This is a genomic window from Paenibacillus sp. SZ31, assembly GCF_012912005.1.
Classification (GTDB): Bacteria; Bacillota; Bacilli; order Paenibacillales; family Paenibacillaceae; genus Paenibacillus.
The window spans coordinates 117656-131963 of record NZ_JABBEA010000009.1; the positions used below are offsets into that span (position 1 = coordinate 117656).

Here is a 14308-nt window from a genome sequence, read left to right on the forward strand (position 1 = left end):
GAAGGAAAGAATGGATCAAAGCGGCGTGTGCTTCACGACCAACATATTGCATATCTAAATCAAGTATAGCTTTAAAAGCAGAATGATTTCAATACCTTTCAATTAACTACAGTTACCCACTTAAATGAGATTCTTCAATTCCTCGTTCAACTCGCTTTTCCCCTTTTTGGCGAGCAAAGGTGATTTTGAGGAGTGGTGGAGTGACCAGTGTAGTTACAATGACCATGATCACGACGCTCGTGAAGTATTCCGGATCAAGTAATCCGGAAGCAAGTCCGGTTGAAGCGATAATGAGCGCAACCTCACCTCTTGAAATCATTCCTGAGCCAATGGCTAATGAAGATGCCATATTAAATCCGGTCAGTCGTGCACCGGCTCCTCCACCGATAAGTTTGGTTACAATGGCGATGAGGCTTATAACGATAATAAACCAAATCTGTGAACCTACACCATCAAAGGTGACATTTAAGCCGATACTGACAAAAAACACCGGAACAAAAATTCCGTAGGCAATCGGTTCCAGTTTTGTTTCGACTTCATGTTTGAAGTTAGTTTGAGAGATGGCGATACCAGCGGCAAATGCACCAATGATTCCAGCAACACCCATCCACTCTGCAAAGTAGGAGAATCCGAAACAAATGATTAGTCCCGCAGTAATGACGGTTTCGGTTACCTTCAGTGGTGCCATCCACTTCATGATGCGTGGAACAAGGAACCAGCTGGCAGCGATGATGATCACAAAGAATAACAGCTTTTTACCAATGAGCAGAGTGATTGAAGTGTCTCCTCCACCTGTACCTAACAAGCTCATCATAACGGCGAGAATAACGACGACCAGGACATCATCGACGACAGCTGCACCAAGGATTGTTGTACCCTCACGAGAGCTGAGTTGATCCATGTCTTTCAGTGTCTGAACCGATATACTGACGGATGTGGCACAGAATAAAAGTCCGAAGAAAAGCGCGTGTGTCTGCGACATGCCGAAAGCCAAGGCTGAACCGTATCCCCCGACAAAAGGTAAAATAACACCACCGACGGCCACAGCAAAGGCAGCCTTCCAGTTTTTTTTCAATTGCTCCAGATCGGTTTCCAGTCCGGCGATGAACATCAACAACAGTACCCCGATCTCGGCCATATAATGCACGAAATCACTTTGTTGAACCCAACCGAGCAGCGCAGGTCCGAGGATGACACCGACAATCAGTTTCCCCAATACCGAAGGTTGACCCAGTCTCACGGACAGATCTCCGGCAAGTTTGGTAAAGATCAAAATAAGTGCAAGAACCAATATAAATTCCATAGCTGAACTCCTCTCCGGCAGTAGCGTCAATAGGTTAACCTGTCCAAGGGTGAAGCATGCCCAACCAAGCTTTAAACCAATAAAAAGGCATGGAACCACTTCTAGAAGTGCCTTTCCATGCCATAAAAAACAAAGAGGGGCCCTTGGTGACAGGCTCCTCCGTTTTGAACGCGTATGTGATTAATTGCGTTAATTATACCACAAATGAAGGATTCGGTAAATGGGAGCCGGATCGGATTTGATTGAAAATGGCCGCAAAGGGGCATTTTATAGGGGAGTGCAGCGGTTTTTGTTCAGAGTGTTGTCACTTAACAGCCCGGAATTGCCGAGATATAATGATATAGAACATAGAAGTAGGATATGAGGAGGATTTTGCATTGGGCAAAAATAACAAAGGGGAGCCGAACATTCCATCCCCGACGAGCAATAAAAATTTCGCAGGCATCATTATCACGATTTCCATTCTTGCTAATGTCATTATTTTATTGTTGTTCTTCGCACCATCGATTGGCTACAAAGGTGATGTAACCTTTGATATTACGGTGTTGCCACGGTTTAATGCCGTGTTTAACAGCTTTACCTTCATCTTCCTGCTCGCAGCGCTTATTGCTATTATCAAGCGGAATGTGAAGCTGCACAAACGATTTATTCTTGCTGCATTCTCAACGACACTTTTATTCCTCGTGACATATCTGACGTTTCATTATCTTTCACCAGAGACGTCCAAATACGGCGGCGAGGGCATCATTCGGTCCATCTATTTCTTCATTCTGATCACCCATAGTCTACTGGCAGCCCTCATTGTTCCATTGGCGTTGTTCACACTCGTGTGGGGTTGGACGAATCAATTGAAGAAACACCGCAAAATTGCACGTTGGACTATGCCAATCTGGCTGTATGTCAGCTCTACAGGTGTCGTAGTATACCTGATGATGGCACCCTATTATTAATGTGATGAAGCATATCTAGTTGGATTTACGGGTAATGTTTCCATGGAAGGAGGTTCACGTTTATGTACAGAGTTGTTTTGATTCGCCATGGACAGAGCATGTGGAATGTGGAGAATCGATTTACCGGTTGGACAGATGTGGATCTGACGACGGATGGTTACGCAGAAGCTCGTAAAGCAGGGAAGATCATGAAGGAACAGGGGTTTGATTTTGATTACGCCTATGCATCTGTGCTGAAACGTTCTATTCGAACACTCGATATTGCGCTGGATGAGATGGACCTCATGTGGATTCCCATTACGAAGACCTGGAAGCTGAATGAACGCCATTATGGTGCACTGCAAGGACTGAACAAACAGCAGACTGCCTTGAAGTATGGCGAAGACCAAGTGAAGGAATGGAGACGCTCCGTTAGCGTATCTCCTCCCGCTTTGGACGAAACCGATGATCGATATGTGCAGGATCTGGACAAGTACAAGCGGCTCGATTGCACGATCCCGTTTACGGAGAATCTGATGGATACATCGAAGCGTGTATTGGATTACTGGAATGCGGAGATTAAACCGATGGTGTCAGCTGGCAAAAGAGTGCTGATCTCTGCGCATGGTAATACGCTCCGTTCACTCGTCATGCATCTGGACCAATTGTCCGAAGCAGACGTGATGGCGCTCAACATCCCGACAGGCATTCCGCTTGTCTATGAGTTGGATGAAGATCTGCATCCGATCGGCCACTTCTATCTGACAGCGGATGGTTCGACCTACAAACATGAAGAAATGACTCATGTCGCAACGCCATCCGATTAATGGAAATGGACGTATGTCTTGATTGTACGAAAAAAACATAATTATTTATCTCGTTCGGTTGATGTTTCAACAGGACGATTGGAAGATGACCGCTGAATTTTAATTCGGAGGTCATCTTTTTTTTCTGCGATCAAGCTTGTACTTCGTTTCGTTTTGCTCCCACAGGGTAATGGTCAAACAAGACACGATGTACATTTATCCTGAAGGAGGAGAAGCACATGTCTAAAAGAAGAGGAATAATTATGACGGCCCTTGGGGCAGGCGTGACTTATCTGATGAGGAACAAACAAGCAAGAGATAAGCTGTTTAGCACCGTCTCGGGTATGATGAAAAGCTCCAATTCGTCGAATGGAAGAAGTAAAACCAGACCACGCGTGGAAGTGAAATAGATTTCGATAGTTCGCCTATCGATTGAATTTAAAAATGATCATGAGAGACCTGGAGATGAAGTCGTTCCAGGTTTTTTTTGTGCAATCGAAAGCTACCTTTTGCTTTTGGTGAGGCATGCGATTTTTACCAATAAGAATGATACAATGGATACTTGCAGAACGTATGGAAGGAGATGCACATATGAAAAAAAATCGTCTGGGCACATCCGAACTGATGGTGTCTGAGATTGGGCTGGGCTGTATGTCGCTCGGAACCAATATGGAGCCCGCTCTAGGTCTGATTCATGAGGCTCTGGATCACGGGGTTAATCTGCTGGATACAGCCGATCTGTATGACGAAGGGCGTAATGAAGAAATTGTAGGACAAGCTATTAAGGGACGTCGGGACCAAGTCATTGTGGCGACCAAAGTAGGTAATCGTCGTATTCCCGGCAAAGAGGGCTGGTCGTGGGACCCGTCCAAAGCCTATATCAAGCAGGCTGTACATGAAAGTCTGAATCGGCTGCAGACCGATTATATCGACCTGTATCAGCTGCATGGCGGAACCTTGGACGACCCCATCGAAGAGACGATCGAAGCGTTTGAGGAGTTGAAGAAAGAAGGACTCATCCGGTATTACGGTATCTCTTCCATTCGTCCCAATGTAATTCGGGAATATGTGGAGAGGGCTTCCATCGTCAGTGTGATGAACCAGCACAGTGTTGCTGACCGCAGAGCGGAAGAAGAGGTGCTACCTTTATTGGAACAAAAGGGGATCAGCGTAATTGCCCGTGGACCTGTGGCTAGCGGTGTGCTCGCCGATTCCGGATCTGCCAAGGCAGATAAAGGTTATCTGGACTATACGGCAGAGCAACTATACACCATTCGGCAAGGGCTAAGTCGTCTGGTCACGGATCAACGCAGCATGGCTCAGACAGCTATTCGCTACGCGTTATCCCATCCTGCCGTAGCAGCAGTTGTCCCTGGTGCCAGTTCAAGAGACCAGTTGCTGCACAATATCGCCGCTTCGAATTCACCCGCGCTCACAGCTGCGGAAATTCAGGAAATACGGGAGCTAAGTCCCGCTAATCTGTACAAGCAGCATCGATAACGCCAATAAGCCTATTTTCAATTGTAACTATACGAGGTACAATGAAGATCAGTCCAAAAAAGAACAACCAAAGGAGAGAAGACATATGGAAAGAATTCAAAGTGAACAACAATATCTTGATACAATTAACTCTGATGGTTTTACCGTCATTAAATTTGATACAACCTGGTGTCCGGATTGCAAAAACCTGGATCGTTTTATCGGGGATGTTATCGACCAGCATACGGATAAAACCTTCTATGCCCTGGATGCAGAAAAGTTCCAGCCGTTTGCCGAAGAGAATGGCGTACGCGGCATTCCAAGCCTGCTCGTTTTCCAGAACGGCAAGAAAATCGCACATCTGCACAGCAAATGGGCGAAAACACCTGCTCAAATCTCCGAGTACCTGGAGACGCTTGAATCCAAAGTTTAAGCATACGAAGACCCCTTCTTGTCCCGCGACAAGAAGGGGTTTTTCTGTTTCAATCCAGCCCGGATGATGTGCATACGAATAAGTGAAACTGAGGAACAGCGTTTGTTTAGAATTTGTTCAGTTCACCCATGTATACTGGTAGAACAAACTGAATATTTGGAGTGAACAAGATTCGTATGAAGAATGAAATTTTTGAAGAAATGCACCAATTAAGTCACAATGATGACCGAAGATACCGATTATTGATGATCGGAGTGAAGCAGTTGCTGCAGGAACAAAAGGAGAATAGATATAAACTGCTTGAGAGATTAAAGTATCGGAAGAAACACCGGAACATTCAAGTGAAAGAGTGGTACTAAGCCAGACTGCTTTTTAGAAGTGAATATGAATCTGGTTGTCCATGATACATAGTATACCTCGTAGGTATCATCAATGACCCACCCGAGCAAAGAAGGAAGTAATGAAGAATAAGACTTCTTCTAATTACAGATATTCCTGTCTCTGAAGCAGTAACAGAATCATGAAGCAACAGAAGCATAGCTCAGGATATAAAATATGGCGGCCGCGTTCCGAAGGGAACGTGAGGCCGCCATTGGTTTTACCTGTCTAATAATTTGATTTGTAGTGATTACATCAAAATAATAAAGAAGACAGCTGCCAAGACGAAGCGATATACAGCGAAGACGGTCAGGCTCAATTTTTTCAAAATGGACAAGAACGTCTTGATCGCCAGCATGGCGACGATGAACGCAGCGATGAATCCAATCGCGAAGATCGGGAAATCACTGCCGTTCAGGTGATCGATACTCTTGTACAGGTCATATCCAGTAGCACCAATCATAATCGGCACAGACACGAGGAATGTGAACTCGGCGGCGGCTACACGGCTTACCCCTGCAAAGAGACCACCTGAGATCGTTGACCCGGAACGGGAGAAGCCTGGCCACAACGCCAAGATCTGAAATAGTCCTACCACGAATGCCTGTTTGTAGGAAATATCATCGACATCATGGGTAGTAATCCGTGCACTCTTGCGACTCCAGCGTTCGGCTACAATCATCAATATACCACCAATTACGAGGCTGTACAGCACTGTCTCCGGACCAAATAAATGTGCTTTGATCCAGTCGCGGAATACAAGTCCGATGACTACGGCAGGAACCATCGCCAGGAAGATATGTCCCAGATTGAGGCGGCGGGAATACGACCTTGTCCCACCGGTGAAGCGGAACATATCAATGAATTTGTTCCAGTACAGTACTACAACAGCAAGTACAGCTCCGAGTTGAACAACCACCTCAAACGTTTTGACTGACTCGTTGTCCTCCGATAAACCCAGCAAGTGGGCAGTCAGAATCATGTGTCCAGTAGAGGACACGGGCAAAAACTCAGTCAAACCTTCGATGATGCCCATAATAATGGATGATATAATGTCCAATTCTCTTCCTCCTTGAAATGCAGGTGACAGCACAGGCTGTCCTGCTTGACCATGCCTGTTCATCTGAACAAGACTATCACCTATTATGATCACAAATGCACTCAACTTCAACTTATGCTTGTAACCATTTGTTTAAAACTATATTGACAAAAACCTAGTTATCCCATAGGATATTAATTAACTGACTGACTGATCAATCGGGAGGGTTACATGAATGACCAAAATTAACAGTTTGGAACCCGGTGAAGAACGCCGGGACCAGATAATTCGCATAGCGATGGAGCGGTTTGCGACTCAAGGCTACCATCAGACGAAAATTTCCGATATCGTCCGTGAAGCTGGTGTTGCGCAAGGAACGTTCTACTGGCACTTCAAGAGTAAAGAAGCCATTGCTTCGGAGATTGTATTAACGGGCAAGGAGAAGTTGCTTGAGGCAATTGGGCAAGGTTACCGCAAGGATGCCGGATCAATAGAGGATATGGTGAAAGCATCGGAAAGGCTGTTCACCGACATGTTTTCCTTTGCTGCAAAGAATCGTTATTTTATGGAGTTGCTGCTCAAAGGCATCGTGACCGAAGAATCCGTACAACGTCTGGTCGAGGAGACACGTAATGGCGTCGAGACAGCGTTCCGTCACAATATGGAACGTGCCATCGAACTCGGCATGTTGCCTCAGGACATGGATGTGCCGCTTCGGGCTGCATTGTTGGTTAGCATGATTGAGGGTATGATATCGCGCTGGTTGTTCGGCTCTGATGAGTTGCACAGCAAGTTCTCAGCCATGACAGCTTCATCGCTGGCAGCTGAAGCAGCAAGTTTTGAGTTTTACGGACTCCTGGGCACATAAGATTCACATGATTAAGCAAGTAACAGGGAATAATGGGTACAACTGCGGTTTAATGACAACGAAGTAACCCAATGTACATCAAGAGATGAATATACGAATGAGAGGAAGTTAATGTAATGAACAACACATATGGATCGAAAACTCGTAAAGGCTGGTCTTTGACAGCGATTCTGCTGATGACCGTGCTGGTACTTAGCGCTTGTGGAAGTAAAGCAACAGACAATGGAGGCACGAACGGTGCACAGGCAAGCAATGAACTGGAGCAGATCAAGTCTGCTGGCGTTATCAAAGTGGGCATGATGGGCACATACGCACCATACAACTTCCTGAACGATAAGAAAGAAATGGATGGCTACGATGCTGATATCGCACGTGAGGTTGCGAAGCGTCTGGGTGTAGAGGTTGAATTTGTATCCCAGGAGTTCTCCGGTCTGACACCAAGTCTGCAAGCCAAAAAGCTGGATGCCATCATCAGCCAGATGACCATTACCGATGATCGTAAGAAAGTACTGGATTTCAGTGATCCGTATATTACGAACCAAGTTAAAATCATTGTCAAAGAAGACAATAACGATATTACCAAGCTGGAAGATTTCAAAGGTAAAACGATTGGCGTAGGTCTGGGTACGAATGATGAATCATACTTGCGTAATGAAGTGTTGCCGAAAGTGGGCGACTTCACGATTAAAACCTATGACGATGTCATCTCTTCACTTAAAGACCTGAATGCTGGGCGGATTGATGCAACAATCAACAACATGTACGCACTGAAACCGATTGTGGATGCCAACGGATTAAATATCAAAGCTGTAGGTGAAGCGATTAAAAGTGACCAAGCAGGAATTGCTGTACGCAAAGACAACCCGGAACTCGTAGATGCACTGAATGATGCTCTCAAAGGCATGAAAGATGATGGCACGTACGATACCATTTTCAAAAAATGGTTTGGTGAAGAGCCTGCGCAATAATGAACCTGCAAGGCGAAGGGAAGATTTGACCCATGGAACTGGTATTTGAGAATATCCCCTTCTTTCTGAAGGGGGCTTATTATACGCTGTATGTAACTGTGATCTCCATGTTTTTTGCCTTTATCATCGGCGTGCTCGTTGCTATTGCTCGTCTGAAGGGACCGATGTGGCTTAGGTTGATTGCAAGGTTTTATGTATCCATCATGCGGGGAACCCCGCTGCTGGTGCAATTATTCGTTATTTATTACGGATTGGTCGATTATGGAGTGACCTTGGGATCGCTCACCGCAGCATGTCTGGGACTGAGTCTGAATGCAGGTGCATTTCTGTCGGAGACGTTCCGTGGAGCCATTCAGGCTGTGCCTAAAGGACAGACGGAAGCTGCATACGCAACGGGAATGACCCCGGCTCAAGCGATGAGACGCATTATCTTCCCTCAGGCTGTGCGCATTGCGATTCCTCCGATGGGTAACACCTTTATTGGCATGTTGAAGGAAACATCACTTGTGGCGGCGATTGGTGTTACCGAGTTATTACGGTCAGCACAACTGCTGGTATCACAATATGCATTGAATATGCCGTTTTATCTGGCCATCGGTGTGATCTACTGGATTATGAGTATCGGCTTCTCGGCCATTCTGGAACAAGTGGAGCGCCGGTTGGCCCGGGCTTACTGATGGGAGGAGAGAAGCGATGATTACAACAACCGGACTTACCAAACGTTTTCAAAAGAATGAAGTACTTACGAACATCGATCTGCATGTCGATGCCAAAGATATTGTTGTATTGCTTGGCCCAAGTGGTTCCGGCAAGAGTACCTTGCTGCGCTGCCTGAATGGACTGGAAGAGTTGTCCGGAGGACAGATTGAAGTGAACGGTGTGGTGGTCAACAGCGCTGATTCGCTGCGTGTCCAGCGTGCCCGAGTATTGGAGATTCGTCGCCAGACCGGCATGGTCTTCCAGCAGTTCAATCTGTATCCGCACAAGACGGTGCTGGGCAATGTGATGGAAGGTCTCGTTACGGTGAAAAAAATCAAACGTGACGAAGCGGCTGAACGCGGCCGGATTCTGCTGGATCGGGTTGGGCTGTCTGACAAGCAGGATGCGTATCCATCCCGATTGTCCGGTGGACAACAGCAGCGAGTCGCCATTGCACGTGCACTCGCTATGGAGCCGGAAGTAATGTTGTTTGATGAGCCTACTTCAGCTCTTGATCCTGAATTGGTCGGAGAGGTGCTTTCCGTCATGAAGGAGCTGGCAGAGGAAGGCATGACGATGCTCGTCGTGACACATGAATTGAAGTTTGCCCGTAATGTGGCGAACAAAATCGTCTTTATGGCAGACGGATCGATTGTGGAAGAAGCAAGTCCACAGGCGTTCTTTGAACAGCCAAAGCAAGAACGCACCCGCCGTTTCTTGCAACAGATTACTGAATTCTGATAAAGATAACAGCGATCGGAAGAACGAACGTACCCGGAGCGGGTATTTAAGGTCGTGACGATATCAGTTCAACTAAACTTTTTGCACAAGAACGGAGAGGACAGAAGAAACCTGAAGAAGCGGAGCGTGCGCCTTTATCCCCTGATTTTCCCCTTGAAGAAGGGAATCAAAAAAATCTGGGGATAACAGCGATCGGAAGGTTATTCTGTCATCGGAGTGGCAAGTGCAAACCTTTTTCGCTTGAACTTAAACTATTGTAAGAAAGAAGGATAACATCATGAATGTAACAACCGTATGGAAAGGCAAACGCGCGTTTACTTCCGAAGGACCCTCTGGCTACGCCGTTGGTATGGATGCCACTGCTGCTTATGGTGGTGACAGCAAGGGTGCGACCCCGATGGAGTTATTACTGGCAGGTCTCGGCGGCTGTATGGGAATCGATATTACGATGATTCTGGACGCTTTCCTGGACAAAATTGAATCGATTGAGATTGAAGCGCAAGGCACACGTAGCGAAGAGATGCCAAAAGGTTTCACATCCATTGATCTGATCTTCAAAGTCGATGGAGATATCCCGGATTATCGCATCTGGAAAGCCATCCAAATGGCCGAAGAGAAATATTGTGCAGTCTCCGCTTCGCTGAGCGCCGATATTCATCCAAAACTGATCCTGAATGGGGTAAGCACACCTCGTCCTTAACAGCATATGAGTAAATCTTATACTGAGTAGGCGCTTCCAATCGTGGGAGTGCCTTTTTTGGTGTTTCTAACCCATCAACAGTTCGTAAGTAAAGTCAGGCTGGATGGGGTCTGACATTTGGCGGTGCGGCTACACTGTTGCAGACCGCACTTGCTCAAGCTACGGGCGAACAGGGTGTGGATCTCGTCATGCCGATTAATACAACCGTTTGGAATCTGGCTATTGCCCTTGGGGGAATGGTGGGAGGTGTTCTTCTGAATCAATGGGGAGCTTCGTCATTTAACTGGGCCATCTTGGTTTTATCACTGGTGGCTTTGATTGTTGCATGGCGCGCCAAAGGGTATGGATTTCGCCCATCTAGGAGTCACTAAACTTCTGTCAGCAGAAATAATTCGGTAAGCCCGGTCGCCATCTTAATGGCGGCCTCTTCTGTTAGAGGTTAGATGACAATCCGAATTTTCGCGGTTATGTGGTATGATGAATTAAAAGGACAGGACATCCTGATCCTGCTCTTTATATGTAAGCGCTTATACAGACGACGGAAGGTGCAGACATGTTTAAAAGGTTAATACGAACCACGAATAATCTCAAATTAAAGCATAAATTGCTCATTTCCTATGTATTGGTTGTCATGATTCCGGTCCTGATTGTCGGTCTGGCGGTGACCAGTTATTTTCGCCAGCAAGCCCTGGATAACGCGATTGGGCAGACGATCATCAATGTGGACAAAATCAAGAGCCAGACGGCAACCATGCTGCGTGTGCCAACCGACATATCCAACCTTTTAATGTTTAATGCGGATCTCAAGGAGATCGTGAATAAACGTTACGAGAGTGTTGTGCAGCTGACTTCGGCTTATCTCGCATACAAAGATTTTCAAGAATACAGGCGTCTGTACCGTGAAGTTGCCGGCATTCGGTTTTACTCGACCAATCCGACACTGATCAACAACCTCGAATTCATCCCGGTAGACAAGCAGACCGAAGAGAGTTACTGGTATCAGCAGGCATTGAAAACGACCAGCATCGGGTGGTTTTACATTCCAGACAAGGGAGATAATCCTGTACACAAGCTTAGCCTGGTACGCAAAGTACCTTTTGCCGAATATCGGACTGAGGGTGTGCTGATGATTGTGATCAATCAGGATGAGCTGAATGGATTGTTGCGTCAAGAGCAGTTCGAGACGTTGATTACGGACGAGCAGGGCTATGTGGTTGCAGCCAAGAATACCGAGCTGGTCGGTAAAACGCTGAACGAACTTGATTTTGGCGTCGATCTGCAGAATCAGGCAAAAGGTACCATAGAAGCTGACTTTCAGGGGGAACCCTCCAACATTGTTATTGATGAACTGGGCCCTGGATCGAGCATGAACAGCCTGAAGGTTATTTCGGTTTTTGCCACCAAAAATATAGTCAAAGACGCCAACACCGTCAGCCTGATTGGTATGATTTTTATTATCCTTGTGCTGGTTATTGCCCTATTATTCGTATATATCATCTCGTTCCTTACTTCGAACCGATTGCTGCGGCTGAGTAAACATCTCAATAAGCTTGCATTAGGCGACCTGAACGTGACTTCGAGAATTGATGGCAACGATGAGATCGGACAACTGTCACGACAGTTTAACTATATGGTGAAAAGTATCAATGAACTCATGACGCAGGTGGTAGAAGCGACCGAACAGAACAATCAATTGGAAATTGCCCAGAAAGAGATTAAACTGAAAATGATGGCGAGCCAGATCAATCCTCATTTCTTGTTTAATGCTTTGGAGTCCATCCGCATGAAAGCGCATATTAAGGGAGAAGCAGAGATTGCCAACATTGTCAGGCTGCTGGGCAAGCTGATGCGTAAGAGTCTGGAGATTGGCAGTGGAAAAACAACCTTCCGGGCTGAACTTGAGATGGTACGTTCCTATTTGGAAATTCAGAAATTTCGTTACGGCGACCGACTTGCGTTCCAGATCCATATCGATCCCGAGGTGGAGAAGATGTACATTCCGCCTTTGATTATTCAACCTCTGGTTGAGAATGCGATTGTTCATGGTCTGGAGAACAAAGAGGGTACAGTTCGTGTGAATATAAGTATTCGTTTAGTAGAGAACATTGTGCAGATCCGTGTGGATGACGATGGTGCAGGCATAACGCCAGAACGACTGGCTGAGGTAATGCAGTTCATCTGTGGACCAGAGGAACAGGAGAAGAGCCGGATCGGCATGCGTAATGTACATCAACGCTTAACACTGACGTACGGGGAGCCATATGGATTGCAGATTACGAGTGTATATGGGGAAGGAACAGAGGTTTCTTTCACTTTGCCAGCAGGAGGGGACCAACATGTATAAAGTATTTTTGGTGGATGACGAACCGAGCATACGTGAGGGACTGACTACCATTATCGAGTGGGAAAAATACGGATTTCAGGTTATCGCTACAGCTGCCAGCGGGCGTGAGGCCATCTCCCGGTTTGAGGAATTGGAGCCTGATCTGACGATTATTGATATTCGCATGCCCGGGATGACCGGGCTGGATGTTATTGAAGAAGTGCGCCGGAATCATCCGGATTCGCACTTTTTGATATTGAGCGGATATGCAGATTTTGATTATGCCAAAAAAGCCATCAGTTTCGGTGTGGATGGTTATCTGCTCAAACCTGTGGATGAGGAAGAGATTATTGGCGAGTTGGAGCGTATTGCTACGATCCTGACACGTGAACGGGAGACGATGGCACGTCATGCAGGTGAGGATACCGTCTACAGGGAGCATCAGATTGAGGCTTTGCTCTTTGACAGTCTGGAGGGTGCGGGCAGCATGGAAGATGATAGCCTGGGTCTGCACTGGCCTCACTATCAGATTGTGCTGCTTGAGATACATTCGGCGCCAGATCTGCAACGGGGCAGTGTTATGAAACGCAAACTGATTGAAGCTTTTGACCAGAAAGATCGAGGCATCGTATTCTCATTCCATTCCGGTCTGGGTCTGTTAAGTAAGGAAACGATCACATCCGAGTCATCTGCAAGGAATCTATATGTTGAGCTGGAAGGGCTACTGGGAGAATGGGATATTCACATGTATGGTGCTGCAGGAGAACCAGTACATTCCACGGCTGAGATTGCGCGGTCATACACGCAGGCCAATCGCACACTTGGGGAACGATTTTTGTTCACGGAGCAGCGCATTATTCTATGGAATGAAGGTAGCGAAAGCGAAGACGTTAGTGAGCCAAGGGTCGAAGCTGTAGATGGAACGCATGAACCAGATGAGGAAGAACTCGCGGACAAGCTGTATTATGCCTTGGATATCCGCAGTAGTGAATCAGTCATGCGAGTACTAGGTGAGATGGAAGAGCGTCTGGTTCCATATCATCGTACAGAGCAAGCCATTAAGACGGCGTTCTCACAGGTGTTTTCCCTGGCAATCAACAAGCTCGCAGCGACGAATCAACATATGCACTCCATTATGCAAGAACATTCGGTTCTGATTAACGAAGTCTATCACCAATTCACGATGCCTGATCTCAAAGTGATGACGGCTGAACACTTGAATCGACTTATTCAACGTATGGGTGGAGGAAGCAAGGATACTGTACTGAAACAGATGATTGAATTTATCCAGCGTAATCCTGGTGAAAATCTCAAACTCGAAGTACTGGCAGAAGTGTTTAACTATAACAGCAGTTACCTCGGCAAGTTGTTCAAGAATCATACAGGAGAGTACTTCAATGTATTTCTGGACAAGGTGCGTATGGAGAAAGCCAAGGAATTGCTGGATGAAGGACTGAAGGTCCATCAGGTCGCGGCGAGAGTGGGATATGCGAACGTAGACTATTTCCACGGTAAGTTCAAGAAGTATGTAGGGGAATCCCCATCCGCTTACAAACAAGCAAGAACACAATCCCTTGCCAAAGACTCAGCTACTGATATAAACGAAGAATAAGTACGAAGTGCTGGGCTTTGCCCATGCTCA

At 46.4% G+C, this 14308-nt stretch carries 16 protein-coding genes; 14 read left to right on the plus strand and 2 right to left on the minus strand.

Annotated features, from left to right (window positions below):
- Window positions 1-112: 112 nt before the first annotated feature.
- Entirely contained in the window at window positions 113-1303 is a 1191-nt protein-coding gene (locus tag HF638_RS17960) for a cation:proton antiporter (protein WP_169481437.1), read from the minus strand.
- 377 nt (window positions 1304-1680) lie between these two features.
- On the opposite strand from HF638_RS17960, the gene HF638_RS17965 reads away from it, so the two are divergent.
- The 6 genes from HF638_RS17965 (at window position 1681) to HF638_RS17990 (ending at window position 5309) form a co-directional block, all read left to right on the plus strand.
- Window positions 1681-2253 carry a DUF420 domain-containing protein gene (locus HF638_RS17965; protein WP_169481438.1) on the plus strand — a complete coding sequence of 191 codons (573 nt, stop codon included), beginning with the start codon at window positions 1681-1683 and terminating at the stop codon, window positions 2251-2253.
- 62 nt (window positions 2254-2315) lie between these two features.
- Window positions 2316-3059 carry a 2,3-diphosphoglycerate-dependent phosphoglycerate mutase gene (gene gpmA, locus HF638_RS17970; protein ID WP_169481439.1) on the plus strand — a complete coding sequence of 248 codons (744 nt, stop codon included), beginning with the start codon at window positions 2316-2318 and terminating at the stop codon, window positions 3057-3059.
- 218 nt (window positions 3060-3277) lie between these two features.
- Complete coding sequence (locus HF638_RS17975) at window positions 3278-3448, plus strand: hypothetical protein (protein WP_169481440.1); 171 nt, start codon at window positions 3278-3280, stop codon at window positions 3446-3448.
- A 181-nt stretch (window positions 3449-3629) separates the two neighbouring features.
- The gene (locus HF638_RS17980; protein ID WP_169481441.1) at window positions 3630-4538 is read left to right on the plus strand and encodes an aldo/keto reductase; all 909 of its coding nucleotides are present in this window, start codon (window positions 3630-3632) and stop codon (window positions 4536-4538) included.
- A gap of 85 nt (window positions 4539-4623) precedes the next feature.
- Window positions 4624-4950 (plus strand): thioredoxin family protein, encoded by a 327-nt coding sequence (locus HF638_RS17985; protein WP_017692202.1) that lies wholly within the window; start codon window positions 4624-4626, stop codon window positions 4948-4950.
- Window positions 4951-5126: 176 nt separating this feature from the next.
- Window positions 5127-5309 carry a hypothetical protein gene (locus tag HF638_RS17990; protein WP_169481442.1) on the plus strand — a complete coding sequence of 61 codons (183 nt, stop codon included), beginning with the start codon at window positions 5127-5129 and terminating at the stop codon, window positions 5307-5309.
- A 269-nt stretch (window positions 5310-5578) separates the two neighbouring features.
- Here HF638_RS17990 and bacA read toward each other — a convergent pair whose 3' ends face one another.
- A complete protein-coding gene (bacA, locus tag HF638_RS17995; RefSeq protein WP_169481443.1) occupies window positions 5579-6388 on the minus strand; it encodes an undecaprenyl-diphosphate phosphatase in 810 nt (269 codons plus the stop codon).
- Window positions 6389-6602: 214 nt separating this feature from the next.
- Here bacA and HF638_RS18000 point away from each other — a divergent pair, with 214 nt between their 5' ends.
- The 8 genes from HF638_RS18000 (at window position 6603) to HF638_RS18035 (ending at window position 14278) form a co-directional block, all read left to right on the plus strand.
- A complete protein-coding gene (locus HF638_RS18000; protein WP_169481444.1) occupies window positions 6603-7235 on the plus strand; it encodes a TetR/AcrR family transcriptional regulator in 633 nt (210 codons plus the stop codon).
- 116 nt (window positions 7236-7351) lie between these two features.
- Window positions 7352-8203 (plus strand): substrate-binding periplasmic protein, encoded by an 852-nt coding sequence (locus HF638_RS18005; protein ID WP_169481445.1) that lies wholly within the window; start codon window positions 7352-7354, stop codon window positions 8201-8203.
- Between the two features lie 32 nt (window positions 8204-8235).
- Window positions 8236-8880, plus strand: a complete 645-nt coding sequence (locus HF638_RS18010; RefSeq protein ID WP_017692207.1) for an amino acid ABC transporter permease — start codon at window positions 8236-8238, stop codon at window positions 8878-8880.
- 16 nt (window positions 8881-8896) lie between these two features.
- On the plus strand, window positions 8897-9643 hold the full coding sequence (locus tag HF638_RS18015) for an amino acid ABC transporter ATP-binding protein (RefSeq protein ID WP_076333595.1): 747 nt from the start codon (window positions 8897-8899) through the stop codon (window positions 9641-9643).
- A gap of 277 nt (window positions 9644-9920) precedes the next feature.
- A complete protein-coding gene (locus HF638_RS18020; RefSeq protein WP_036606882.1) occupies window positions 9921-10343 on the plus strand; it encodes an OsmC family protein in 423 nt (140 codons plus the stop codon).
- A 137-nt stretch (window positions 10344-10480) separates the two neighbouring features.
- Entirely contained in the window at window positions 10481-10714 is a 234-nt protein-coding gene (locus HF638_RS18025) for an MFS transporter (RefSeq protein ID WP_169481446.1), read from the plus strand.
- 182 nt (window positions 10715-10896) lie between these two features.
- Window positions 10897-12687 carry a sensor histidine kinase gene (locus HF638_RS18030; protein WP_169481447.1) on the plus strand — a complete coding sequence of 597 codons (1791 nt, stop codon included), beginning with the start codon at window positions 10897-10899 and terminating at the stop codon, window positions 12685-12687.
- Entirely contained in the window at window positions 12680-14278 is a 1599-nt protein-coding gene (locus HF638_RS18035) for a response regulator transcription factor (protein ID WP_169481448.1), read from the plus strand. The genes HF638_RS18030 and HF638_RS18035 overlap by 8 nt, the downstream gene beginning before the upstream one ends.
- The last annotated feature ends 30 nt before the right edge of the window (window positions 14279-14308 follow it).

Excerpts from the sequence above, each read along its gene's own strand:
- HF638_RS17960 (WP_169481437.1), bottom strand. The coding sequence starts at position 1,303 with ATGGAATTTATATTGGTTCTTGCACTTATTTTGATCTTTACCAAACTT.
- gpmA (WP_169481439.1), top strand. The coding sequence starts at position 2,316 with ATGTACAGAGTTGTTTTGATTCGCCATGGACAGAGCATGTGGAATGTG.
- HF638_RS17975 (WP_169481440.1), top strand. The coding sequence starts at position 3,278 with ATGTCTAAAAGAAGAGGAATAATTATGACGGCCCTTGGGGCAGGCGTG.
- HF638_RS17980 (WP_169481441.1), top strand. The coding sequence starts at position 3,630 with ATGAAAAAAAATCGTCTGGGCACATCCGAACTGATGGTGTCTGAGATT.
- HF638_RS17985 (WP_017692202.1), top strand. The coding sequence starts at position 4,624 with ATGGAAAGAATTCAAAGTGAACAACAATATCTTGATACAATTAACTCT.
- HF638_RS17990 (WP_169481442.1), top strand. The coding sequence starts at position 5,127 with ATGAAGAATGAAATTTTTGAAGAAATGCACCAATTAAGTCACAATGAT.
- HF638_RS18000 (WP_169481444.1), top strand. The coding sequence starts at position 6,603 with ATGACCAAAATTAACAGTTTGGAACCCGGTGAAGAACGCCGGGACCAG.
- HF638_RS18005 (WP_169481445.1), top strand. The coding sequence starts at position 7,352 with ATGAACAACACATATGGATCGAAAACTCGTAAAGGCTGGTCTTTGACA.
- HF638_RS18010 (WP_017692207.1), top strand. The coding sequence starts at position 8,236 with ATGGAACTGGTATTTGAGAATATCCCCTTCTTTCTGAAGGGGGCTTAT.
- HF638_RS18015 (WP_076333595.1), top strand. The coding sequence starts at position 8,897 with ATGATTACAACAACCGGACTTACCAAACGTTTTCAAAAGAATGAAGTA.
- HF638_RS18020 (WP_036606882.1), top strand. The coding sequence starts at position 9,921 with ATGAATGTAACAACCGTATGGAAAGGCAAACGCGCGTTTACTTCCGAA.
- HF638_RS18030 (WP_169481447.1), top strand. The coding sequence starts at position 10,897 with ATGTTTAAAAGGTTAATACGAACCACGAATAATCTCAAATTAAAGCAT.
- HF638_RS18035 (WP_169481448.1), top strand. The coding sequence starts at position 12,680 with ATGTATAAAGTATTTTTGGTGGATGACGAACCGAGCATACGTGAGGGA.